Below are 24,295 nucleotides of genomic sequence, written 5' to 3'. Positions count from 1 at the left end.
TGAGCTTTCAGGCTATTACTTGCTAAAGCTATCCGAAAGCGGTGCGGCTGCACCGCCGAATTGCGATCCTGCAAAGCCGAGAATAGAATAAACGATTTATATTAGGACATTTTATGGGGGAGTGTGATGGAAAATAAGGAGGCGCGTGGCGATGGAAAGCTCATTTGAGCATACGATACTGCCGTTAACTTCGGTCGCGAGCGGAGAGGGTCTTGCTTATCGTCCGGATATTTTTTACTATCCTATACAAATTGTTAATATTTGTTTTGTCGGGAACCCTGATAAGAAAACGGACGGTTGGGTACTGATCGATGCCGGTATGCCAAGATCGGCCAAAAAAATAATCAAAGCGGCGGAAGCGCGCTTCGAGTCAGGGCCTAAGGCGATCATTTTAACCCATGGGCACTTTGATCATGTTGGTGCAATCATTGAATTGGTTGAGCATTGGAATGTACCTGTATATGCGCATGGGCTGGAGCTGCCATACTTAACAGGGAAGGAAGATTATCCGCCTGCAGACCCAACTGTAGATGGTGGTCTCGTATCGGAGCTGTCACGGTTCTTTCCTCATGACGGCATTAATTTAGATCAACGGGTGAAGCCGTTGCCTGCTGACGGGAGCGTGCCGGAGCTGCCTGACTGGAAGTACATTCATACGCCAGGCCATACCCCGGGCCATATTTCGTTGTATAGAGAAGAGGACGGCACGTTAATAGCCGGAGACGCATTTGTAACGGTTAAGCAAGAATCGTTATATAAAGTGATCACACAAGAGCAGGAGATTAGCGGCCCGCCAAAATATTTTACGACGAATTGGGGTTTGGCGGAGCAGTCAGTGAAGAAGCTGGAAGCTCTAAAACCTCATTTAGCTATCACCGGGCATGGTGAACCGATGTTCGGAGAGTCCCTTAAGGAGAACCTGAAGCTGCTTGTCGAGAAATTTCAAGAAATTGCCGTTCCTGAGCATGGACACTATGTGAATCAGAATATTCATTAAGAGAGCGTTTTGAATAAGCTGCCGACATCGTCGACAGCTTTTTTTTGAACAGTACTGTGTGCTATTCGGACAACAACAATCGGGCTTCTGTTATGATTATTTTTGATCTTGCTCGTTTTCTTGCTGCAAATTCTTTTCCTCCGGTTCTTCTTCTTTCAAGTATTGATCTTGGTCGCTTCCCCAGACATAATCATAATTCGTGATATCCGGGCGATAATCAGTTTTATTGTTCTTGTCATCCATTTTGCCCACTCCTTTTTAGGGAAGTATGTGATTTGTCATGGTTCCTTATTCAATAAATAACTATTCTATAGGCTATTCGTACAAATACGGTTGCTGTCAGGATTTTTTTTGTAAGCGCCTAAGTGTTTGCTTGCGCCTGTCGATCCTTCATTCTCCAGAAGAGGAGGCCGAAAATGCCCATACATACAAATGCGATGATGGAATTATACATAAATACGTTTCGCATTCCGAAGGCATGTGTTGCAATACCGCCCGCAAAGCTTCCTATGATCCGCGCGACGCCGAGATTCAGTAGACCGTTAAACGTTTGTCCGCTTGCCTTTAATTCTTTTGGTACAGATCGATTAATATAAGTTGCCATGGTGACGGTAAGGACGATGAAAATAAGCCCGTGCAACGCCTGAACGGGAAGCGCCCAGTACGGGGCATCAATTACAAAAAGCAAATACCAACGGACAGCGGTGGCTGCCGCAGCGCCTAATAAAATATAAGGAATCTTGATCCGTTTGAAGATTTTATCGGCAAACAGCAGAAAAGGAACTTCGCTTAATGACGAGATGACCATTGCCCATCCGAGGAGGATGTTGTCTCCGCCGAGCTCCCTGAAATACATCGGGAAGAAAGCGTAGTAATAGCCCATCGTCGTTTGAAGAATAAAGTTGATGCCCAAATAGAGCATCAGCGTATGATTTCGAAACAAGACGAGAATGGACATTTTGCGCCCTTGCGATTGATGACCCTCAATAACAGGGAACTTTAGAACCAGCAGGAAGCATACAAGCATGATGAAGGCATATACCGGAAATAAAGAGCCAATATGCTTCTGCGCAATAATGCCGAATAGGAGGGACATCACGGCAAAGCCGATCGTGCCTCCCAAGCGGATAAGCCCGAAGCTGCCTTTTTTGTTGCGGTCCAAAACTTCTAGCGTAATCGTATCGCTTATGGCAAAAATGGACGTTTGAAATAAAGTGAATATACAAATCATGAGCAATAAATAAGTATACTGCGTCGAAAGGGGATACAGCAGGGTCGTTAGACCAGTTCCCGTCAGAAGCAGCAGCAGAATAAAATTTTTGGTTCTGGCCCGGTCTCCCAGCGCGCCCCAGAGTGGTTGGGCTAGTATAGCCACTAGTGGACCTAAGCTGAGCAGGGTACCGATTTGGATGGAATGAAAGCCAATATCCTGCAAATAAACGGGGAGGAAAGTGCCATATACGGCATTGCCGGCATAAATGCACACATAAAAGAGCACAAAGTAATGCAGCTTGACTTTCATAGTCATAGGATCGCTTCTTTCACCATTTGCTAGTTGATATGAAATAGAAAAAAGCAGCTGCTCTCTATATCGAGGCGGCTGTATAATCAGAGAAATTGATGCCCTTGGTTGTATGACCTGGAGGTAATATACCATAAATGTCACTTCTATTAAAAGCTATATTCATAGCAATCTTTACAAAAAAGCGGCCATTTCAGAGGAAGGAAACGGTCGCTAGCATAAGTACCCGATTGCTTGGAATCATAGAAGAGGTTATGCTATTAGGATAAAAAAGATAGCGTTTACAGGCGTGCATTTTGGCTGAGCAGTAGGAGGAGTGTGTGTGGAGCAGCTCGCGCTGTTATTGTTCGAACGAATGGGAATGCTGCTCATTCTCATGTTTATTATGACGCGTATTCCGCTGTTTCGAACGATGTTGGATAAGGCGATCGATGCGCGAACGAGTATCTTGTATGCGGTACTATTCGGAATTATTGGCATCATGGGAACCTATGCGGGGGTGATCGTCAGTCCGGATAGAATGGATTCGTCCTTTTGGGTCACATCTCTTGCATCTGACGAAATGATGGCTCATTCCGCGCTTATCGGCGTTGTGATGGCCGGCCTGCTTGGAGGCGCATTTGTTGGTGTCGGTGCTGGATTTTTGACAGGGCTGCATGCATTTTTTCTTGGCGGCCTTGCTGGACCCTCCTATCTTGTTTCCTTCCCGTTGATTGGGCTTTTGGCAGGTCTTGTTGCAAGATTTTTCTACGAGGAGCGTATTATCGCTCCGATTAAAGCGATGTTCATCGGGGTATTTGCCCCTATTTTGCAGCTTGGCATATTGCTGGTATTCACAACATCTTCGGAAAAATCCATCGCCCTTGTCAATCAAGTGGGCGTCCCGATGGTCATCACGACGAGCATCGGGATCGCAATTTTCGTTGCTATGATACAGATTGCTTTCAAAGAGGAGGAGCGCGCGGGTGTGCTGGAAACCCAGCGAGCGCTTACGATCGCAGAGATGGTTCTGCCTCATTTGCAGCAGGGTCTAACCTGCGAGACGGCGGAAGCCACAGCAGTTATTCTCATGCGGGAGCTGCAGGCAGACGCCGTTGCTGTTACCGATACGGAGAGGGTCCTCGCTCACGTGGGGATCGGAGCATACCGTCATGTGCCTGGTGAGGCTGTGGCGGCGGAGATATCCCTCCAAGCAATCCGTACTGGAAAAATACAAACGGCATTGCGACGAGAGCTACTGCAGTCACTGCATGAGGCGCTGGGAGCGGCGATTATTTTGCCCTTTAAGCAATCTGGTCAAACAGCGGGCTTGGTTCAGCTTTATTACCGCAGTCCGAAGCAGATCCGCAAGGTAGAGCAGGAATTTGCGCAGGGCTTCAGTAAATTAGTTTCAAGCCAGCTTACGATTGCGGTGGCGGATAAGCTGGAAGCGTTAATGAAGGAAGCCGAGCTGCGTGCTTTGCAAGCGCAAATTCATCCGCATTTTTTGTTCAATACGCTTAATTCCATCGTGACCCTGATCCGGATTGATCCGAATAATGCCAGGCAGCTTACGGTGAAGCTGGCACAGTACATGCGGATGAGTCTAAAAATGCCGCAATCGCCGCTCATTCCGCTGTATCAGGAAATCGAGCATTTGAATACTTATTTGGCGATTATTCAGGCCAGATTTGAAGAGCAATTGCAGGTAGAGTGCCTAGTCGATCCGAATTTAGAAATGGTGCAAATTCCGCCATCCACGCTGCAGCCGCTTGTGGAAAACAGCATTCAGCACGGTTTTAAAAAAAAAATGAGCGGAGGCCGGGTTTTCATCACATTGAAGCAAGAGGGAGATCGCCTGCAAATTTCGGTAGAGGACAATGGAGCAGGCATTCCAGCTGATTATTTGGATAAGCTTGGCTCAGTCCCGATGAGCGGGAGCGGGAGCACCGGGATTGGCCTGCATAATGTGAATCAAAGATTAATCAACCTGCACGGAGCAGAATCCTCGCTTTCGTTCATGAACCGAACGGAGGGAGGAGCGAGAGTAGCCTTTTCTATACCGATCCAGAATGGGGGCAAGCGTGATCATGAAGCTTCAAGTATTAATCGCTGAGGATGAACGGCTGGCAAGGGAAGAGCTTATTTATTTGCTGTCCAAGGAGCCCGATGTTGAGGTGCTACAAGCTGCCGCAAGTGGCGCAGAAGCGCTTGCGTTGGCGAAGAGGCTTAGTCCGGATGCCGTCTTTCTTGATATTGAAATGCCGGAAATGAATGGTATTCAAGCAGCTCGCCTAATACAGGAGCTGAATCCAAAGCCATTTCTCGTATTTACAACAGCCTACGATCAATATGCCCTGGAAGCCTTCCAGCTGGAAGCGGTCGATTATTTGCTAAAGCCTTACGAGGAGGAACGGCTGCATCAGACATTGAATCGCATTCGCATGCGGAAGAACGAGCCGGGATATGGGTTAAAAGCAAAGGCACAGACGGATCAGCCTGGACCTTTGGCATTCCAGAAGCGCAAGCTTCTCGTTGATGATGGGGATCGTATGGTTGTGCTGGATACAGAATACTTCTTATACGCCGTCAAAGAAGAGAAGGTGACCCGTATCTCTATGGCAGATGGCCGTTCCTATACTACGAAGCAAACCCTGCAGGAGCTGGAGGAAAAGCTAGGCTCGTCATTTTTCCGGCCTCATCGAAGCTATCTCGTCAATTTGGAATACATCAACGAAATCGAGCCTTGGTTTAATGGTGCGTACAACGTCCTTCTTAAGGATGCTAATCGAACGAAAATACCTGTTTCGCGAATTGCCGCCAAGGACATGCTGCGATTATTGCAGGGATAGTATTCCTTCATTGCACCAACAGCCCGTTCAGGGCTGTTTTTTTGTACTTGAGGCATGTTATACGACATTTCGCGCCGCAAATCAATCGAAAAGAAGAGGTTAAGCTATAATAAATAAAGCGCTTTCATTTATGTGGAGCAGCTGAAGCATGTAATTTAGGAGGGATTGCGTTGTCAAAGAAACAGCTGACATACAGCGAGGTTGCAAGGTCGGAGCTCTTTCGTAAGCTGATGACCAAGAAAAAACGGTTTATTGTGCCACTAACCCTATTCTTCCTTGCGTTTTACTTCACCCTTCCCATTTTAACGTCTTTCTCCAATGTACTGAATGAAGCGGCAATCGGCTCGATTACTTGGGCTTGGGTATTTGCTGCGGCCCAATTTATTATGACCTGGGTTTTGTGCTCTATGTACTCCAAAAAGTCCGTCGAGTTTGACGCGATTTGCGAGGAGCTGAAGGACCAAGTGAAAAATAACGATAAAGAGGCGGGATGATCTATGAGCACAGCATTTTTACTTTTTCTTGTCATCGTTCTCGGTACCCTCGTTATTACTTATTATGCATCCAAAAAAACAAAAACAGCGAGCGAGTTTTATACGGCCGGAGGAGGCTTGACTGGTTGGCAGAACGGCCTTGCCATCGCCGGTGATTACATGTCTGCGGCTTCCTTCTTGGGCATTGCGGGAATGATCGCATTATACGGCTTTGATGGATTTTTTTACAGTATCGGATTTCTGGTTGCTTATCTGGTCGTGCTGTATCTGATCGCTGAGCCGCTGCGGAATTTAGGGAAATATACAATGGCAGATATGATCGCCGCCCGCTTTGATAACAACAAAATTCGCGGCGTTGCAGCGCTAAATTCGATCGTTATTTCGATCTTTTACATGATCGCCCAGCTGGTCGGGGCAGGAGCGCTTATCGCGCTGCTGATTCCAAGTCTCGACTACACGACTGCGGTGTTGATTGTAGGCATTCTAATGACAGTGTATGTCGTCTTCGGCGGGATGACGGCGACAAGCTGGGTACAGATTATAAAATGCGTCCTGTTAATAGCGGGGACATTCATTATTTCTCTTATTGTTTTCGCCAAATTTGATTTCAGCATTGGGAATATGTTCAATGAAATGCGGACAGCTACCTCGTTAAAGGAAGCTTTTTTGAATCCAGGCAACAAATTCGTCAATGGACTTGACACGATTTCACTTAATCTGGCGCTCGTGCTTGGAACGGCAGGACTGCCGCATATCCTCATTCGATTTTTTACAGTTAAAGACGCGCCTACTGCACGGAAATCCGTCGTTGTCGCGACTTGGATCATTGGCCTGTTTTATGTGTTGACGGTGTTTCTTGGCTTTGGTGCGGCGGCTTTTGTCGGGGAGAGCGCCATCATTGAAGCGAATGCTGCCGGCAATATGGCGGCGCCGCTTCTTGCCAGAGCTCTTGGCGGCGAGTTTTTATTCGCTTTCGTATCCGCGGTTGCCTTTGCAACGATTTTGGCTGTAGTGGCTGGACTGGTGCTGTCTGCAGCCTCTGCCTTTGCTCATGATTTCTATAACCATATTATCCGCAAAGGAAAAGCAGCAGAGAAGGAGCAGGTGAAAGCGGCTAAGCTCGCTTCTGTCGGTGTTGCGATCATTTCGATCATACTGGCGCTGTTCGCCCAGAAGCTGAATGTTGCGTTTCTTGTGGCGCTTGCCTTTGCTGTAGCAGCCAGCGCAAATCTGCCTGTACTTGTGTTCACTGTATTTTGGAAAAGATTCAATACAGCGGGGGCCATTACTGGGATGCTGCTTGGTTTGTTCAGCGCCCTTATTCTCGTTGCAATCAGTCCTAATGTGTGGAATCCAGTCGAGGGCAAAGCGATTTTAGTCGGCACGCCGCTCATTTCTCTTACCAATCCAGGCATTATATCGATTCCATTAGGCTTCTTGGGCGCATTTATTGGCACGTACTTCTCGTCCAAACGAGATGATGTTAAATATGATGAGATTCTAGTTAAAGCGAATACCGGCATCCGTGATTTAAAATAGGCGAGTAAGAAATAGAGGGGGAGCATGCGATTGCATGCTCCCCCTCTATTGGCTCTTTAAGCGTCTACCTTTGTAATCTTTGATGGATTATTGATTTTATAGGGGACGGGATGCTTGGTCAGTTTCTTGGCTGCGATTTTTGCTTCGAATGTAATTGTGTCCCCGATGGCAAGCTCCAGCTTTTTGATCGTGGCGCTATGGCTGGACCAGGCTGTACCGACCTCGGTTTGCGGCTCGGTAATGACAACCTCCTCATAAATAATGACTTCGTCATCATTATCGGAGAAATGGTTAGGCACCGTCGCAAATTCCTTTACTTTAGCGCTCATTTTAACCTTTTCCTCGGGAAGCTCGAGCTTTTGCGCTTTTGCTTTTTTTGGTTTTTCCTTCGGCGGCTCTGCTGCTTTGCTCTCTTTGCTCTCAATGGTCTCTGTTGCAACCGGAGCTACTCGGGCCTTGATCTCCGTCGCTGCGTCCTCGCGCGCTGCCGGTTTATCCGTTGAAGCCAAAGTCCTTTGGCCGTAGCTTGATGCCTGCATCTCCTTTAGGTAGGAGGGGTGGATACAGTGCAATTGGTTGTTGTCGAGTTGAATGACGGCAGCCATGTCATCGACATAACCTACTATGGTGCAGGATAGATTCATGCCGTTTCCTTTATAGAAAAACGACTTCGTTTTGGAGGCTTTCTCAGAAAGCAAACCCCATTCCTTGCATTTGTCGATCTGTTCCGCCTCGTCTTCGAAGGCGCTATACGTCTTTGGTTCAATGATGAAAGCATGTACCATTTCTTCCCCGCCTTTCTGATTATAAAAATTATTTTATCATATTTCATGAACGCTCTGCTTTCTAAACTGTTCACCGTTCAAGCTGCTGCTCCGGCACCTCATTCCAATAAAACGCGCTGGAATAAACGCGAATGCCGGCTAGCTTCGCTGTCTGCATGAACATTACTTCCGTATGACGCGAGCGTACATGAAGGATCAAGTGAAGTCCTGCGCTATCTCCGCTAACAGCGGCTTTATGAGGGAAGCGATGCTGGATGGACAGAACCAGCTGTTGATTTTTTTGCGGTAAACATTTCTCATTTTTCTGACATGCTTCTCCAAATAACCTGCATGAAATGCTGTAAGGTTTACCTTATGGAAATTGATGCGACGGGGAGATGCTGACAATCGATGCGCCGCTGACTCTTAACGCATTGTAGTTAATGCCTTCACTGTCTATTTGGATAGGTAGGACTGCTTCCGATCCGGTTCTTTTGTCCCAAGAGACTGCCAGTATCTTCTATGACCCTTCGAAATAACTAATGATTAAGCTGCAAGATTATGGTGCCTGAAACCTACTAAGCAGCCAACTTATAAAAGAGCAGAGCTGAGAACACTTCATTTTAATCGATATAAGCTGTTATTTTTAAAGCAAGTCTTGTCTTTTTTGACGGAGAATCTAGATTTTTATTAAAAAGCTGCAGTCTCGCATAATTAATTTATTGTTCATAAGCGGCAGAGGTAATGATGAAGAGCTGCTAAGTCGCATGTTTAAGTAGGACTTTAGTCAATAGTCCCGATTTCGAGCATGCATACGGCATCCTTTTGTAACCTATTTTAAATAATGACATAGGAATAGCCCGACATAATCCTTTATTTTACAAGGCTTGCAGTCAGTATATCTATATACTGACTGAGTATGAATCAGGAAGTCAAGAAAATTTTAAAGCGCTATCATTTTACGAAAAATTTTATAATCATATCTAAATGCCGATAAATAACTAACACTTAGCTCTATCAAGTAGGAGCGTATACTTATGAAGCCTGTTACGAAAATGAGCATGATAGTCTAATCGATTACATGTCTTTCTTCCCTCATGGATTACAAAAATCTGTGGCATACTTAGACTCAAAGTCGAAGAAAACCAAACGCATCGTATTGGATGAAAGACTAGACTTACCTTTTCAAATGGTAATTTCTTAATATGAGAACCTCCTAATTAAGCTTGTATCGAATGTCGAATTATAGCAATCTTATGTTACTGCGTATGAGTCGGCCACTGATTGAGAGGAGGATTACATAGGTGAACGTTTCAAATCAGGAGCAGAAGCGAATAATGCTAAAGCAATTTTTGAAAATATTATCTGAAGATCCTTCTATCACGCATCGAGACGAGCTGAAGCCAGCAAGACCGTTAATGGAGCTTCTTAAATTTACCGGTTATTCGTCCTGGAGCGGATCGATAAACATGGCAGAGCTCGTTACGCTGCTGCTGAAAAAAACGGGATTGGGGGCCTGCTCGGAAGAAATGATGGAATATATCATTAATGGCGGATCAGTCGACGAATTTATGAAAAGAGGAACATGAATAGCTGCATGACGAAACCGGGCTTTCTATGGCTGGTTGCAGCTAGTCATAAAACATGCCCAAAAGGTCGCGAATTGAATAATTTAAATAAAAATAAACCCGTATCGAATAATAAAAACCGAGGTTTCAAGGATAGATAACTTAACGAGTATCGGAGGAAACGATTTGGAACTAAAACAATATTGGATCATCGTCAAAAGAAGGCTATTACTAATCGCATTAATTATCGCAGTAAGCTGCTTGAGCGTTGGCATCTACTCGAACTACTTCATAGAGCCGCAGTATCAAGCATCCGCAAAGCTGGTCGTTAACCAATTTAAGGACAGCAGCTCTTTAATTCCAAGCATAGATGTGGGAGCCATTAATTCCACGATCGGGCTTATTAAAACCTATAAAGAAATTATTAAAACGCCCCGCATGATGAAGAGGGTCGTCAAGACTTACCCCGAGCTGGACGTAACGTATAACGAGCTCATCGGCAAGGTAAGTGTAAGCTCGGTTAATGAAACGCAGGTGATGTCTATATCCGTCCGTGATGAATCCTATGCGAAGGCGGCTAATATTGCGAACGCCGTTGCGATCGTTTTTCAAAAATCGGTTCCCGAGCTGATGAAGGTTGACAATGTCTCTGTGTTGGACCAGGCCGATCCGAATGAGCAGCACGGTCCGGTAGCCCCTAATCCCAAGCTGAACATTACCATCGCTTTTATTATGGCTTTAATGATAGGAGTGGGCATTTCCTTTTTGCTGGATTATTTGGATGACACGGTTAAAACCGAGGAAGATATCGAGGCGCTGCTTCAAGTTCCGATACTGACTTCGATTCCAAGATTCAGAGAGAGCGATGCCGCCGAGCGTAGCAGCATCGTTCCGCTAACCGACAAGGCTGGGAGGGGAAAAAATGTCTCGCTTGATTCCTAAATGGAACCTGATTACACAACGAAATCCGAAATCGCCGATTTCAGAGAGCTATCGGATGCTCCGGACGAACATTGAGTTTTCAACGATTAACCAAAAGCTGCAAATCATTATGGTCACCTCCTCCAAACCCAGCGAGGGAAAAAGCACAACCTGCGCCAATTTGGCCGTCGCGTTTGCTCAAGCAAGCAAACGGGTGCTGCTGATCGATGCCGATCTTCGGAAGCCATCACAGCATCATATATTTGGTACATCGAACCGTAACGGCTTGACGACCGCTTTGTTTAACCAAAATAGGCTTGAAGATGTCGTCCAGCATACGAGCACAGACAATCTGTTCATCGTGCATGCCGGCCCCACGCCGCCTAATCCGTCAGAACTGCTTTCCTCGGAGCAAATGGCTAATCTGCTCGATGAAGCAAGAAAGAAATACGATGTGATCCTCGTCGATACACCGCCGATTATGTCTGTAACGGATGCTCAAATCGTAGCTACCAAAAGTGATGGCGTCGTTCTTGTGATCGACTCGGGACAAGTGAAGAAAGAGTTGGTGCTTAAAGCAAAGGCAGCTCTGGAGCATGTAAATGCCAAGCTGCTCGGCGTCGTGCTTAATAATATTAATCGAAGAAACTCGGATTCCTATTCCTACTATTACGGAGCGGCAAACGACGAATAGCAACGTTCTTTCAATTAGAAAGAAAGGTAATGTCTCCTGTACCTTTACCACTGGAGGCACTCGGTCATGCTGTGGGCTAAACAGCCTTAGACGTTTATCGTCAAGGGTATGACGTGAGGCAGGGTTCGATGCCCTTGATCACAATACAGTACGACTCGCATTTTTGCATCTCGGTACAATGCGAACAAAAAACATAGGATAGGGTGAACGAAAATGAAAAAAGTGACAAAAGCCATTATCCCGGCCGCAGGACTCGGAACCCGTTTTTTGCCGGCAACAAAAGCAATGCCGAAAGAGATGCTTCCCATCGTGGATAAGCCAACCATACAGTACATCGTGGAAGAAGCGATTGAGTCTGGGGTTGAAGACATTATCGTCGTTACTGGAAAAGGAAAACGGGCAATTGAAGACCATTTCGATATTGCATTCGAGCTGGAGCATACGTTAGCGGAAAAAGGGAAATTCGACATTTTGGAAAAGGTTAGGAAATCATCTAATGTAAATCTTCATTATATAAGACAGAAGGAACCGAAGGGTCTCGGACATGCCGTATGGTGCGCACGTAATTTTATCGGCAACGAGCCATTTGCCGTTCTGCTGGGAGATGATATCGTAGAGTCCGAAGTGCCGTGCACCAGACAGCTGATCGAGCAATATGAGCGGACTGGACGCTCGGTCATTGGCGTGCAGACGGTATGCGTGGATCAGACGCACCGGTACGGAATCGTAGATCCGGGCAGCCGGATCGACAATTTGTACGAGGTCAATCGTTTTGTAGAGAAGCCGCAGCAAGGACAAGCGCCATCCAATTTGGCGATTATGGGCCGCTATGTTCTTACGCCCGAAATATTCGAATATTTGGGTAGGCATGAGCTTGGTGCAGGCGGTGAAATTCAACTTACCGATGCGATTCAGAAGCTGAATATGGAGCAGGGCGTTTATGCGTATGATTTCCAAGGCATACGTTATGACGTAGGGGAGAGGCTGGGCTTTATTTTGACGACGATCGACTTCGCGCTGCGAAATAATGAGCTCAAGTACGAGCTTATGTCGGAGCTTGAGGAACTAATGGAACGCGAGCTCCGCAAAAAATTAATTACTGGAAGGACGGAGTGAGCATGACACCTCCACAATATCGGGATGAAGCGGTAGTCGGTATTTCGGATTATTATACGAACGTTTTGACGCAGCAAGAGCTGCGTCGCGGTTTCTCGATATATTCGGTATTGAAACGCGCGATTGATATTGTCGGTTCGCTTATTGGCTTAGTTTTGCTTAGCCCGCTGCTCGCTTTCCTGGCACTCCTCATCAAGCTGGAGGATCCGAAAGGTCCGGTCTTCTTCTATCAGACGAGAATCGGCAAAAATGAAAAACAGTTTCAAATGTTCAAGCTTCGTTCTATGACCACTAACGCCGAAGAGAAGCTGAAGGAGCTTCTCGGACAGAATGAAATCAGCGGAGCGATGTTCAAGATGAAGAACGATCCGCGCATTACAAAGGTAGGAAGGTTCATTCGCAAGACGAGTCTCGACGAGCTTCCGCAGTTGCTAAATGTTCTTAGAGGCGAAATGTCCTTGGTCGGTCCAAGGCCTCCCCTTACGAGGGAAGTGGCCGAATATACGGAATACGATAAACTGCGCTTGACCGTTACGCCAGGCTGCACAGGTCTATGGCAGGTAAGCGGCAGAAACCGTCTTAGCTTTAAGCAGATGGTGGAGCTGGACATTGCATATATTGAGAAACGATGCATATGGTTGGACATCAAAATCATGCTGAGAACGGTGAAAGCCGTCGTTGCTTCTCACGATGCATTCTAGCGAACGGAGGAGGATAGGATGAGAAGGGTCCTTCATCTATCGGAGTTTACTAAGGGCGGTATTGAAACCCATCTGAATGAAGTATTGAAATACCAAATGGAGAGATACGATATCTTCCTGATGGTATCGGAGCAGAATTCCAGCAAGGAATCGCTGCATATCAGTCCGGAGCGCTTGTACATATACCCTTACAAGAGGAAGCTCTCCTATTTCTTTAAAGCAATGAGGTCGATCTGGCAGACGGTCAAGGAGGTTCATCCGGATATCGTTCATGTCCATGGAACGTTCGCTGGTTTCTTCCTGCGGACGTTGTTTTTTTTCAAGCGGCAGCGTCCCATCATCATTTATTGCGCTCACGGCTGGGCTTTTCTGATGGACACAGCTGCTTGGAAAAGGAAGATTTTCGCTATGGTGGAGAGGATGTTGTCGCTGCGCAGCGATTTCATTATCAACATTTCCAAGCATGAATATGAGATGGCGGTAAAATACGGCTTATCGTCCGAAAAATCGGTAGTCGTGTATAACGGAGTTTCGGATACGCCGCCAACGAAGCATCTGCCGTTCGCTACTGACGAAACAAAGATTAACCTGCTTTATGTAGGCCGGTTTGACAGGCAGAAGGGCTTTGATCTGCTGCTTGAGGTGTTCATCGGGCACGAGTTCCCAAACGTCAATCTGTATTTGGTCGGCGACACGGTATTGGAGGAAGCTGCTTCCTATGAGTATCCAGCCAATGCAGTCAAAATCGGGTGGGTGGATCATTCGGAAATTGACCGTTATATGGAAGCGTGCGACGCCGTTATCGTTCCCTCACGCTGGGAGGGCTTCGGTATCGTCGCCATCGAGGCGCTGCGGAACAAAAAACCCGTCATTGCCAGCAATCGGGGCGCGCTTCCAGAAATTATCCGGCACGGCGTCAACGGTTATATTTTTGATTTTGACCATAAGGAGGAGCTTGTGGGCATTGTTCAAGAGCTGGACAAAGACAGGCTGAGAGCTATGGGACAGACGGGAGAGCAAATATTTCATGAGAAATTCCATTCCGAACAGATGAACAAGCAAATTGAACGGCTGTACGAGGCTGCGATGAATAAACAAAGCACCCGGTATGCGGTCACTTCAAAAAAATATGTCTAGCTTCAAAGGATGAAAGATGATGAACGTTAGCCTGCATGGCAACTCAGAAGAAAAGATGACGAGAAAAACTGCTATGGAGCAGTCCTTTCTGGCACTGTATCTCATCATGCTGCTGGTGCTCACCGTCTATCAGGATTTTCCCTTGGTTAGAATGATCGGTGAAATAGGCAGATCGCCGATCATCCTACTGTTCCCGATTTTTATTTTTTGTGAAATCGCCATGCTTGTGAAGCACAAGCGGATTTTGAATGGCTCGATGCTGCAGAGGTACTTGTTCGCTTTTATTGTTTATCTGAGCTTTGTCAGCATCGCATACATTCTTTATCAATACCTGCAGGGCAACTACAGCTTCGGCTCGGAGAGCCTGCTTGGCAAAGCGGTGAAGGTGCTGATCTATTTTATATTAATTTTGTTCTACATTCGGCATATGCAGCTCGTATTCTCGAAAATCAATAGCTTTAAAGTGCTTTACGTCTGCTTTCTCACCGTGGTCACGCTGCTTGCGGCTATTATGATCGTGGAGCTGGCGAGTATGCCGAGCGCGCTCACCTTCCTGCACTCCGGCAGCAATCCCTATTGGAGAGTAAGGCTGCTTACCTCCGAGAGCAGTACGACCGGGTCGATTATCGTCGTCTATTCTTCGATTCTCGTTTATCTGACTCGTTATTTGAGCGGTATCGCTAAGACGCTGTCAATTTCCTATGCTGCTTCTTTTTTTCTATTTTATTTGCTCGTTACAGGCTCGAAGGGCTTTCTGATCGTAAGCCTGTTGACACTTGTCGTGACGATGCTCAAGTTTTTAGATTTTCGGAAAAAGAAAAATTTCGTTTTGCTTTTCGCGGTTGTTCTGGCCATGTACATGTTCATTACGAATTTTTCGACAGGACTGGTCAGCTCGTTCAGCAATGACATCGACAACTATACGTCGTCCTACACACGGATGGGAACGATCATTATCGCGATCATGACCGTCTTTCACCATCCGCTGGGAGTCGGTACAGGAGCTTTCTTATTGTATTTCGATCAATATGTGGGCGACTCGATCAGCCTGATGTCCGATTTCTATTACAAAACGTTTGGCGTTAGCCAAATTAATGCGGGAGAGCTGATGCAATACTCGGGCACGGATAAAAATGTGGGTGTCAAATCAGGTTTTTTCCAATGGTACATGTTCGGCGGCCTGTTCTCGGTCGTATTCTTCTACCTGTTGGCTAAAAATTTGATCGTGAAAGTGAAATCCAGCTCTATTCTGTTTCTGGCACTCGTATTCATTCTGTTCTCCCTGCTCTTTGTTGCGCTCGAAATCAAATATGAGGTTTGGCTGCTGTTCGCCTTTATCAGTCTGTATTTAGGCAAGAACCAAACGAATCATACCAAAATGACGGAGGCAGTCAAATGAAGATACTCGTTGTTTGCAGTGATTTTCCTTACCCTGCCGATCATGGCGGGAGGGTCGATACTTGGGGAAGAATCAAGGTGCTCGCCGAGCTCGGCTGGAGAATCCATCTCCTCGTGTGCGGCAAGCAGATGCCTGCCGAAGCGGACTTGAAGGTCGTAAACGAATATGTCGAGGATATTAAGTTGTGCGACCGCAGAAGCAGGCTATCGGATCTGCTGCATGCCTTTCCGCTGCAAGCCCGGTCGAGAAACGAGCTGAGCCGCGTCAGCCTCGAGGACGATTACGATTATGTGCTGCTCGAGGGCGACTATGTATACCCTATCCTGAATAATCCGAAGATCAGGCCTGACAACGTCATCCTGCGGGTCCATAACGATGAGGCGGTCTATTTTAAGGCGCTGGCCAGAAGCGCCAAAAATATTTTCCATAAAATGTACTATCAGATGGAAAGCAGCAAATTCGCATCATTACAGAAAAAAATGGTCGAAAGAGTAGACAAGTATTTGTTCATTTCAAGCAAGGAATTTGAAGCCTTCAAAAGTCAGCATCCAGCTGCCAAAAGCTTATTCCTGCCGCCGCCGGTCACCAAGGAGACGTTCGGAGCGAGCTCATTTCGAAGCAAAAATGTCGTATTTATCGGATCGTTGTTCATGCCCAATAACCGGGAAGCGATCGAGTGGTATCTCGGGCATATACACCCTAAGCTGCTGAAGGAGCCCGGTTACCAATTCATCGTTGCGGGCAACAGCAGGAAGCAGAGCTTAAGCTGGCTTGACCCTTACGATCTGACTAATGTCATCGTCTATGATACGCCGAAGAGCCTGGATGATATTTATAAGCAGGGTTATCTGTTCGTGAACCCGATGCAAAATGGCGCAGGCGTAAAGCTCAAGACGATCGAAGCGATTCAGAACGGGCTTCCAGTCATCTCGACCTCCATCGGCTATGAAGGGACAGGGCTTCTTGACAACGAGCATATTCTAATCGCCGACCGGCCGGAGCAGTTTTACCGGAAAATAAAGCAGTTGTTCGACGATCCCGCAGCTGCCAAAACGCTGCTCGAATGTTCGCAGCATTTCATACGCACGCATTACAACCATAAAGAGGTATTGAAAGGGTTCATGCATTCATTAAACCCAAGCTATCCGATGAAGCAGGTGCTGTAAATGAACAATAGAAAAATTAACGTCTTATTTGTGACCCACGCGGACAAGAAGGGCGGCGCCGAACAAAGCCTGATTCATTTGATTAATTATTTGGATACGTCGAGCTACCGCATTTTCTTATTATGCCCGGGCGATGCTTCGTATTTGAACGAAGTCAGAACGGAGTATACGCATTTTCCACTGCGCCTTAACAGCATAAAGAAGAAACTCGGTTTCGGTTATGTGGAAACCGTTATGCGGATTAAGGCGTTCGTCAAGAGAAATCGTATCGATATCGTTCACGCGAACGGTTGGCGCGCGCCGTGGTATACGGCACCGCTCAAGCTCATGACCGGCTGCAAGCTGGTCTGGCATCACCGGGACTATACACACCTCCGGATGTTCAATCAGGTGCTGCCGCGGTTTTTCGACCAGGTCATTTGCATCTCGCATTTCGTGGCGGACTCCATACGGGGCAGCAACAAAACGATCATTTATAACGGCGTAGATCCGGAGCTCGCTTTGACGATGAAAAGCCGGAGCTTCATGGAGGACGAAATGCTCGTCATCGGGACGTTCGGGCGGATCGTGGAGTGGAAGAGATATCATCTCGTCATTGAGGCAGTCAAGAAGCTGGCCGACAATCAGAAATACAATTGGAGGCTGCTCATTGTGGGCGACGCGTCCATCGACGGATCAGAGGCTTATTTCAACGACATGATTGAGAAGGTTATCTCTTACGGCTTAGAGCAGAACGTCATTTTCTACGGGTACAGCAAGAGGCCGCTCGACGTCATGAAGGAGTGCGACCTGACGATCAATTTCTCGCTGAACGAGCCGTTCGGCAGAGTCATTATCGAGTCGCTGCTCGTTCAGACGCCCGTCATTGTTTCGAATTCGGGCGGAGCGCCGGAGATCATTCATCAGACGAAAGGCGGCTTTATTGTGAAGGATGGCGATGTGGAGGACCTTTATGAGACCATTCAGCGCGTGTACGACAAGGCTGTCAACCATCAGGAGCTGTCGAATCAGGGCTATGCCAGCGTCATGAACGACTTCAACATGAGCACGATCGCAAGGAAGGTAGAGTCTACCTATTATTTGTTATTAGCCAAAAATATGAAGTCGGAAGCGGCGGGATGAGGTCATGAGCAGCCAATACAACGGAGTGAGCTTTAGCAAGCTGCTGGCCGTCCTGAAAGGAGCCGCGGTGCTGCCGGTAAAAACGAGCTCCGTCGGAAGGCTGGGCCGGATAGCGGGCAAGCTGCTTGTGAAAAACAAAGGTGAGTTCGTCGTCGGAAGGAATGTCTCCTTTCATGCAATGCCTTTTCCGTCGTCGATTTCCGTCAGCAGGCAAGCCAAGCTTTGGGTAGGCGATAATGTGTTTTTCAACTATGGCTTAGATATCGGCTGCACGAAGTCGATCCGCATCGGCAGCAATACGATTATTGGCCCTATGGTTAACATTATCGATTCAAATTTTCACCCTGTAGACGCGGATGACCGGTCCCACAGCAAAAACATCGTCGTTTCGGACAATGTGTGGATTGGCAGAGGGTCCGTTATTCTGCCCGGCGTAACGATAGGTCCCAATTCCGTTATCGCTTCCGGCAGTATCGTCACGCGGGACATTCCAGCGAATGTGCTGGCTGGCGGCACTCCCGCCAAAGTCATTCGCGACATTCATGTTCCGGATGACTGGATTCGCAGATACAACTGACGGGAGAGTAAAGCGATGAAAGTATGGATGTGGCCGAAATCCAGCGAATTGAATTATTACAATGATTTGCTGTCGAACGCTCTAAGCGGTGCAGGCATGGACATTATGGATTTAAAGCATGGCAGGGTGATGCTGCAGATTGGCGGAGCTAAACCAGGGGACATTGTTCATATTCATTGGATTCATCATGCGTATCAGAACGATAATCTGCTGTTCTTTATCGTAAAGTCCTTCATCTTTATTCTGACCATGCTTTATTTAAAAGTGCGGAATATACAGCTGATTTGGACGATTCATAACCTGTATCCGCATAACGCGAAGTACCGCCTCATGGAGCGCTTTATGCGCTCGCTCATCTGCCGGTTTTGCAGCAAGCTGATTGTCGCCTCCGAATCGATAAAACGTAAAGTGATGAAGGAGTTTGGTGTTCCGGCAGGCAAGCTGTCCGTTGTGAAGCACGGTCATTATTTGGGCGTGTATAAACCGCAGGGCATAAATTTCAGAAAGCATTACGGCATTAGCGCGGACGCGGACATTTATTTGTTTCTCGGAGCGATCAAGGCTTACAAGGGCGTCGAGGATTTAGTCGAAGCGTTCAACGCGATGAAGAAGAAACAATCGTACCTGATAATAGCGGGTAAAGCGGACAAAAAGATGGAGGCTTATCTGAAGCATGTGGAGGATACCGAAAACATCATTTTGGACTTGCGATTCATTCCTAATGAAGAGGTTGCCGATCTAATCAGCGCGGTAGACGTCATGGTGATGCCCTACAAGGAAATCACGACCTCGGGCTCCGCGATTCTTGGGCTATCGTTCAAAAAGCTGATCGTCATGCCGGACAATGAATTCATCGGTGAATATTTTAAGGAAAACATGGTTGTCAGGTATGATCCGAACGTTAACAACGGACTAGAAAATGCATTGAAGGCCGCCTTGAACGTGAAAAACGGGCAAATAGCACCAAGGTATGAAGAGGTGCTGAAGGAATTGGAATGGAGCGCAATCGCGCAGAAGATCAAAAAAGTTTATCAAGGATGGGGATGAACCATGAAGGTAACGGTGGCCATCTGCACCCATAACCGGGCGAAGGATACCGAAGAGGCGGTAGAGAGCGTCCTCGTCCAAAACTATTCCAAGGAAGAAATTGAAATTATCGTCGTGGACAACCGGTCAACGGACGATACCGCTTTTGTGGTAAAAGACCTGCAGCTTCTGCATGGTCCAAGGTTGCGCTACATATTCGAGAATAAGCTCGGATTATCGAATGCCCGAAACCGTGCGATTCGCGAAGCGAGGGGCGAATATATTTTGTTCTTGGACGATGATGCGATTGCCTCCCGAGATTGGGTGAGTAACATCGTCGACGTTTTTGCAATGGGCGCGGATATAGGCTGCGTCGGCGGGCGAATCGATCCGGTGTGGGAAGCGGCAGAGCCGGATTGGATTCCAGAGGAACATCGTTCCGTATTCACGATTCTCGATTATGCAAGCCGGGTGACGGAAATGCCGGCTCCGGCGATTCCTTATGGCGCGAATGTCGCGTTCCGGACAAACCTGTTCCGGCATATGAAGCCTTTTCGCGAGGATTTGGGCAGGGTGGGCAAAAACCTGCTGTCGAGCGAGGAAAGCGAGCTGATTGCGAGAATGCGGGAAACCAGCAAAGTGTATTATACGCCGCATGCGGCGGTCAAGCACAAAATCACGAAGGAGCGCACGACAAAGAAGTGGTTCCTGAAACGGATTTTCTGGCAGGGGGTGAGTGATGCGGTGAAGCGGCAGGATAAGAGCGTACTGGCAGTCGCGAAGCATACGATTCGTTTGCTGCAGGCGGTCGGAGCGTCGCTGCTTTCGATTTTCCACTTCAAGAGGTTTATCCGGCAGATTGTAAATATTTGTTATCGCAATGGATCGATTGTCGGCATCCTGCGCTATAACGGCAGGGGTTGATGCATAGCTATGGCACAATTGGCTATTCATAAAGCATGGAAGGAAAACGGGCTTGCCCAAACGATTTTTCGGACCAGCGCAGCTAATCTTCTGGTCATGATTTTCAGCACGCTGACCTCGATTGTGACGGCCCGCATGTTCGGGGTTGTCGGGAAAGGGGAATTCTCGGCTATTCTGTTCTGGCCGACGCTGCTCGCCGGACTCGTCTCGTTCGGACTGCCGACCTCGCTCATTTACAACATAAAGCAAAACAAAGGCAGCGGGGCTGCTTTTGTGAAGGCGGGCTTCCTGTTCCAAATACCGGTCAGTGTAATCGTCGGCGTCGTCGCCTGGAGCTGGATGCCGGCTTGGCTCGGCAATTATCCGGAAGCCGTCATTCAAACGGCCAGGTGGTATGCAGTGCTCATGCTGCCGGTTTATCTCGCTATTAATCTATTATCCGCGCTCGCGCAGAGCATGGGCAAATTCAACGTGTATAACGGCGTGCGGTTATACGTTCCGCTGTTCAATCTGGCTGGACTTCTAGTGCTTTGGGGAGCAGACGATCATAGCCTACGCTCTGCGGCGATCGTATTTTTGGCGACGAGCTTACTGGTCGTGACTTGGTCCTTTCATAGTCTAAGAGAGGTTCTTCGAATCGATTGGCTGAGGGACATCGGCAACCGGCTAGAGGCAAAAGCGCTGTTCGGCTACGGAAGCAAAGTATTCGGGGTCGAGCTGCTCGGCACCGTGTACGCTCAGTTCGATAAAATCATTATTCTCTCCATGTTGTCCGCAAGGGAGCTGGGGCTGTATACCGTCGTCTATGCGCTCTCCCGCGTGTTCAATGTCGTACAGATGGCGATAACGAATGTTGTGTTTCCGAAGATAACCGGCATGGAGAAGTCCGTCATTCTCGCTACGGTCGGCAGAGCTTTCCGGCTGTCTATGCTTTTGATGACGATTGTCGTGATTCCGAGCATCTTCATCGGCCGGTTCCTGATGGGCATTCTGTTCGGAGCGTCCTTCCTGGAAGCGAGCGGAGCCTTCTATTTATTATCCATCGAGTGCATTATCGGTGGGGGCTCATGGATATTGGCCTCTTCGTTCAACGCTATGGGGCGGCCGGGTCTAGTGCTCATTCGCCAGCTCATTGCGCTTGCGGCTACGATTGGGTTGTTTTTTATGCTCACTCCGCCGTACGGATTGAACGGCATTGCGCTGGCTTTATTGATTGGATCGGTGATCCGCTTAGCGGTAACGCTTGCGGCGATGCGGATCGTCTTTCAGACAGCGCTCGGAGGGATGCTGTTTGATAAAAACGATTACCGTTTTCTGATCGAGCGGCTAAAAGAAAAAAAACGACGCAAAGGAGCGGGCAAACATGCAAATGAAAGCTAACGTTCACCCGATGGACGTTTTGAAAGAGCAGCTTCGCCAAATTTTGAATGTGATCCCGCCGGGCTCAACCATTCAATATATCGATTATCCTGTGTACAACAACGGCGGGGATCTGCTGATCATGAAGGGTGCGGAGGCATTTTTCAAAGATAACCATATTCGTGTTGAGGCGCGTTACAGCGTCCACGATTTTCCCGACTCGTTGATCATCCCGAAGGATCAGATTATCGTTCTGCAGGGTGGAGGCAACTTCGGAGATTTGTATCCCGTGCACCAGAAGCTGCGCGAGAGGATCGTTGCCGGATATCCGCATCATCGGATCGTCATATTGCCGCAGACGATTTTTTATAAGAAGGAATCGGAATTCGACCGGACGGCTCAAATTTTTAACAAGCACAGCGACGTGCATCTATATGTTCGAGATCCGCTGTCTTATGAGCTTGCAGCGAGGAAGTTTCACAAGTGCTCTGTCTACCTCTCCCCTGACATGGCTCATCAGCTGTGGCCGATTGTGCCGAAGAGCAGCCCGGGAAAGGAGCTGCTCTGCTTCTTCCGCACAGACATTGAGAAGACGGGAGAGCAGGAGCAGCTTGAAACGGAGGGACGAGGCGATTTCTTGGATTGGGGCTCCCTCTATAACCGGTTCGAGAGGAAGTCGATCAGCATGATCGGCAAATGGATGAAGAGAGGAAGCGGACCGCTGCCAATGCAGGCGATTTGGAACAAATACAGCGATTACCTGGTAAACAAAGCGATCAAGCGCTTCAGCAGCTACAGGAGCGTGCAAACCTCCAGGCTGCATGGCCATATCTTATCCTGCTTGATGGACAAGCCCAATACGCTGCTCGATAATTCGTACGGCAAAAACTCCAACTACTATAACACCTGGACAAGAGAAATCCATTCGGCTCAATTAGTCGTCACGAACGAAGGGAGGTAGCCGGGCTCGAACGTTTCACAAATCAGCTAAGCCGACTTTGCTTGCGAAGTGATGATAGCTTCGACCAACTATTAGGAGGGATATTGATGAAAATGGTTCTTTTGTCCGGAGGCTCGGGCAAGCGCCTATGGCCGTTGTCGAACGAAACGCGGTCGAAGCAGTTTTTAAAGGTGCTGCAAAATACCGAGGGTGAGCGGGAGTCGATGGTTAAACGGGTTTGGGAGCAAATTTCCAATGCCGGTTTACGGGAGCATGCCTATATCGCGACCAGCAAAGCACAGGTGGAAATGCTTCAAAGCCAGCTCGGTAACGAAATTGAGATCATTGTCGAGCCGGAAAGAAGAGATACCTTTCCCGCCATTGCGCTCGCAGCCACGTACTTGTATTCGGTGCAGGGAGTGAGCTTGAACGAAACGGTCGTCGTCATGCCGGTCGATCCGTACGTCGAGGAATCCTTCTTCCATAAAACGAAGGAGCTGGAGCATGTGCTGAACGATTCCGGCGCAAGTTTGGCGCTTATGGGCGTGAAGCCGACATATCCATCGGAAAAATACGGATATATCATCCCGGATGCCGAAGCCGTAACGGGCGCTGCTTATGTCAACGTGCACAGCTTTAGGGAAAAGCCGCAGGAGAAAGAAGCGGCAGCCATGATTAAGCAGGCTGCACTTTGGAATTGCGGCGTGTTTGCCTTCAAGCTTGATTTTCTGATCAATATTTTGATCGCAAACGATTTCCCGATTCAATACGACGAAATGCTGAAGCAGTACGGCAGGCTTCCGAAAATCAGCTTTGACTATGAAATCGTGGAGAAATCGAATCATATCGCAGCGCTGCCGTACGAGGGAGATTGGAAGGATCTTGGAACGTGGAACACATTAACCGAGGAAATGGAAAGCTCCTTAATCGGGAGAGGAATTATTGCGGGAGATTCACATAATACGCATGTCATTAATGAGCTGGATATTCCGATAACGCTGCTTAATTTATCCAACGTTGTCGTAGCGGCCAGTCCTGACGGCATTCTCGTATCAGATAAATCGTTCAGCCCGATGATCAAGGAGGTCATGAAGCATTCCGATCAGCGTCCGATGTACGAGGAAAGGCGGTGGGGCCGTTACCGGGTGCTTGATTATTTGAAATACCCGGACGGCAAGGAAGTGCTGACGAAACGAATCTGCGTCATGCCCGGTCAAAATTTAAGCTACCAATATCATCAGCTTAGGAAAGAAGTATGGACGATCGTCTCCGGCCAAGGAACGATGGTGCTGAACGACCAAGTGTTCAAGGTGAAAGCAGGAGACGTCCTGTCGATTTCGAAGGAGAGCAGGCACAGTCTGCTGGCGGAATCGGAAATGGACATTATCGAGGTGCAGACCGGATCGGAGCTCATCGAAGAGGATATCGTAAGGCTCTCCTTCGATTGGAACGAAATTTTGCAAATTTGTACCGCTTAAAGGATAGGTAATTCATGCGA

24 protein-coding genes are annotated in these 24,295 nt (G+C 47.7%); 20 read left to right on the top strand and 4 right to left on the bottom strand.

What is annotated here, in order from left to right; translation table 11 throughout:
- Nucleotides 1–151: 151 nt before the first annotated feature.
- On the top strand, nt 152–997 hold the full coding sequence (locus tag ACO9K6_RS10215) for an MBL fold metallo-hydrolase (protein ID WP_424767459.1): 846 nt from the start codon (nt 152–154) through the stop codon (nt 995–997).
- A 96-nt stretch (nt 998–1,093) separates the two neighbouring features.
- On the opposite strand, the gene ACO9K6_RS10210 is transcribed toward ACO9K6_RS10215, so the two are convergent.
- On the bottom strand, nt 1,094–1,240 hold the full coding sequence (locus ACO9K6_RS10210) for a hypothetical protein (RefSeq protein ID WP_424767458.1): 147 nt from the start codon (nt 1,238–1,240) through the stop codon (nt 1,094–1,096).
- A 118-nt stretch (nt 1,241–1,358) separates the two neighbouring features.
- Nucleotides 1,359–2,525 carry an MFS transporter gene (locus ACO9K6_RS10205; RefSeq protein WP_424767457.1) on the bottom strand — a complete coding sequence of 389 codons (1,167 nt, stop codon included), beginning with the start codon at nt 2,523–2,525 and terminating at the stop codon, nt 1,359–1,361.
- A 316-nt stretch (nt 2,526–2,841) separates the two neighbouring features.
- Between ACO9K6_RS10205 and ACO9K6_RS10200 the strand changes: the two genes are divergently transcribed.
- The 4 genes from ACO9K6_RS10200 to ACO9K6_RS10185 all read left to right on the top strand — a co-directional run bounded on the left by ACO9K6_RS10200 (nt 2,842) and on the right by ACO9K6_RS10185 (nt 7,383).
- Nucleotides 2,842–4,614 (top strand): LytS/YhcK type 5TM receptor domain-containing protein, encoded by a 1,773-nt coding sequence (locus ACO9K6_RS10200; protein WP_424767456.1) that lies wholly within the window; start codon nt 2,842–2,844, stop codon nt 4,612–4,614.
- Complete coding sequence (locus tag ACO9K6_RS10195) at nt 4,589–5,350, top strand: LytR/AlgR family response regulator transcription factor (RefSeq protein WP_424767455.1); 762 nt, start codon at nt 4,589–4,591, stop codon at nt 5,348–5,350. The genes ACO9K6_RS10200 and ACO9K6_RS10195 overlap by 26 nt, the downstream gene beginning before the upstream one ends.
- Before the next feature lie 170 nt (nt 5,351–5,520).
- Nucleotides 5,521–5,844 (top strand): DUF485 domain-containing protein, encoded by a 324-nt coding sequence (locus ACO9K6_RS10190; RefSeq protein WP_424767454.1) that lies wholly within the window; start codon nt 5,521–5,523, stop codon nt 5,842–5,844.
- A gap of 3 nt (nt 5,845–5,847) precedes the next feature.
- The gene (locus ACO9K6_RS10185; protein WP_424767453.1) at nt 5,848–7,383 is read left to right on the top strand and encodes a solute symporter family protein; all 1,536 of its coding nucleotides are present in this window, start codon (nt 5,848–5,850) and stop codon (nt 7,381–7,383) included.
- Between the two features lie 56 nt (nt 7,384–7,439).
- On the opposite strand, the gene ACO9K6_RS10180 is transcribed toward ACO9K6_RS10185, so the two are convergent.
- Nucleotides 7,440–8,168 carry a hypothetical protein gene (locus ACO9K6_RS10180; RefSeq protein WP_424767452.1) on the bottom strand — a complete coding sequence of 243 codons (729 nt, stop codon included), beginning with the start codon at nt 8,166–8,168 and terminating at the stop codon, nt 7,440–7,442.
- A gap of 70 nt (nt 8,169–8,238) precedes the next feature.
- Nucleotides 8,239–8,367 (bottom strand): hypothetical protein, encoded by a 129-nt coding sequence (locus ACO9K6_RS10175; protein ID WP_424767451.1) that lies wholly within the window; start codon nt 8,365–8,367, stop codon nt 8,239–8,241.
- Between the two features lie 1,084 nt (nt 8,368–9,451).
- On the opposite strand from ACO9K6_RS10175, the gene ACO9K6_RS10170 reads away from it, so the two are divergent.
- The 15 genes from ACO9K6_RS10170 to ACO9K6_RS10100 all read left to right on the top strand — a co-directional run bounded on the left by ACO9K6_RS10170 (nt 9,452) and on the right by ACO9K6_RS10100 (nt 24,275).
- Nucleotides 9,452–9,736: a hypothetical protein gene (locus ACO9K6_RS10170; RefSeq protein WP_424767450.1), complete on the top strand. Its 285-nt coding sequence runs from the start codon at nt 9,452–9,454 to the stop codon at nt 9,734–9,736.
- Nucleotides 9,737–9,901: 165 nt separating this feature from the next.
- Nucleotides 9,902–10,657: a YveK family protein gene (locus ACO9K6_RS10165; RefSeq protein WP_424767449.1), complete on the top strand. Its 756-nt coding sequence runs from the start codon at nt 9,902–9,904 to the stop codon at nt 10,655–10,657.
- Nucleotides 10,638–11,330: a CpsD/CapB family tyrosine-protein kinase gene (locus ACO9K6_RS10160; RefSeq protein ID WP_424767448.1), complete on the top strand. Its 693-nt coding sequence runs from the start codon at nt 10,638–10,640 to the stop codon at nt 11,328–11,330. The genes ACO9K6_RS10165 and ACO9K6_RS10160 overlap by 20 nt, the downstream gene beginning before the upstream one ends.
- A gap of 213 nt (nt 11,331–11,543) precedes the next feature.
- Nucleotides 11,544–12,446, top strand: coding sequence for a UTP--glucose-1-phosphate uridylyltransferase GalU (gene galU, locus ACO9K6_RS10155; RefSeq protein ID WP_424767447.1), 903 nt, complete (start codon nt 11,544–11,546; stop codon nt 12,444–12,446).
- A 2-nt stretch (nt 12,447–12,448) separates the two neighbouring features.
- Nucleotides 12,449–13,147 (top strand): sugar transferase, encoded by a 699-nt coding sequence (locus ACO9K6_RS10150; RefSeq protein ID WP_424767446.1) that lies wholly within the window; start codon nt 12,449–12,451, stop codon nt 13,145–13,147.
- 18 nt (nt 13,148–13,165) lie between these two features.
- Complete coding sequence (locus ACO9K6_RS10145) at nt 13,166–14,284, top strand: glycosyltransferase (RefSeq protein ID WP_424767445.1); 1,119 nt, start codon at nt 13,166–13,168, stop codon at nt 14,282–14,284.
- A 19-nt stretch (nt 14,285–14,303) separates the two neighbouring features.
- Nucleotides 14,304–15,683, top strand: coding sequence for a hypothetical protein (locus ACO9K6_RS10140; protein WP_424767444.1), 1,380 nt, complete (start codon nt 14,304–14,306; stop codon nt 15,681–15,683).
- Complete coding sequence (locus ACO9K6_RS10135; RefSeq protein WP_424767443.1) at nt 15,680–16,849, top strand: glycosyltransferase family 4 protein; 1,170 nt, start codon at nt 15,680–15,682, stop codon at nt 16,847–16,849. The genes ACO9K6_RS10140 and ACO9K6_RS10135 overlap by 4 nt, the downstream gene beginning before the upstream one ends.
- The gene (locus ACO9K6_RS10130; RefSeq protein WP_424767442.1) at nt 16,850–17,971 is read left to right on the top strand and encodes a glycosyltransferase; all 1,122 of its coding nucleotides are present in this window, start codon (nt 16,850–16,852) and stop codon (nt 17,969–17,971) included.
- Between the two features lie 4 nt (nt 17,972–17,975).
- A complete protein-coding gene (locus tag ACO9K6_RS10125) occupies nt 17,976–18,548 on the top strand; it encodes an LbetaH domain-containing protein (RefSeq protein ID WP_424767441.1) in 573 nt (190 codons plus the stop codon).
- A 15-nt stretch (nt 18,549–18,563) separates the two neighbouring features.
- Entirely contained in the window at nt 18,564–19,595 is a 1,032-nt protein-coding gene (locus ACO9K6_RS10120) for a glycosyltransferase family 4 protein (RefSeq protein ID WP_424767440.1), read from the top strand.
- Nucleotides 19,596–19,598: 3 nt separating this feature from the next.
- A complete protein-coding gene (locus ACO9K6_RS10115) occupies nt 19,599–20,498 on the top strand; it encodes a glycosyltransferase (protein WP_424767439.1) in 900 nt (299 codons plus the stop codon).
- A gap of 9 nt (nt 20,499–20,507) precedes the next feature.
- Nucleotides 20,508–21,878: a lipopolysaccharide biosynthesis protein gene (locus ACO9K6_RS10110; RefSeq protein WP_424767438.1), complete on the top strand. Its 1,371-nt coding sequence runs from the start codon at nt 20,508–20,510 to the stop codon at nt 21,876–21,878.
- Complete coding sequence (locus tag ACO9K6_RS10105) at nt 21,862–22,818, top strand: polysaccharide pyruvyl transferase family protein (RefSeq protein ID WP_424767437.1); 957 nt, start codon at nt 21,862–21,864, stop codon at nt 22,816–22,818. The genes ACO9K6_RS10110 and ACO9K6_RS10105 overlap by 17 nt, the downstream gene beginning before the upstream one ends.
- Before the next feature lie 86 nt (nt 22,819–22,904).
- A complete protein-coding gene (locus ACO9K6_RS10100) occupies nt 22,905–24,275 on the top strand; it encodes a sugar phosphate nucleotidyltransferase (protein WP_424767436.1) in 1,371 nt (456 codons plus the stop codon).
- Nucleotides 24,276–24,295 lie beyond the last annotated feature (20 nt).

The sequence above is a fragment of the Paenibacillus praedii genome, from assembly GCF_049725345.1.
Lineage (GTDB): Bacteria > Bacillota > Bacilli > Paenibacillales > Paenibacillaceae > Pristimantibacillus.
The sequence above is the reverse complement of the archived record's forward strand: the minus strand, read 5'-3'. Positions and strand labels throughout refer to the sequence as shown.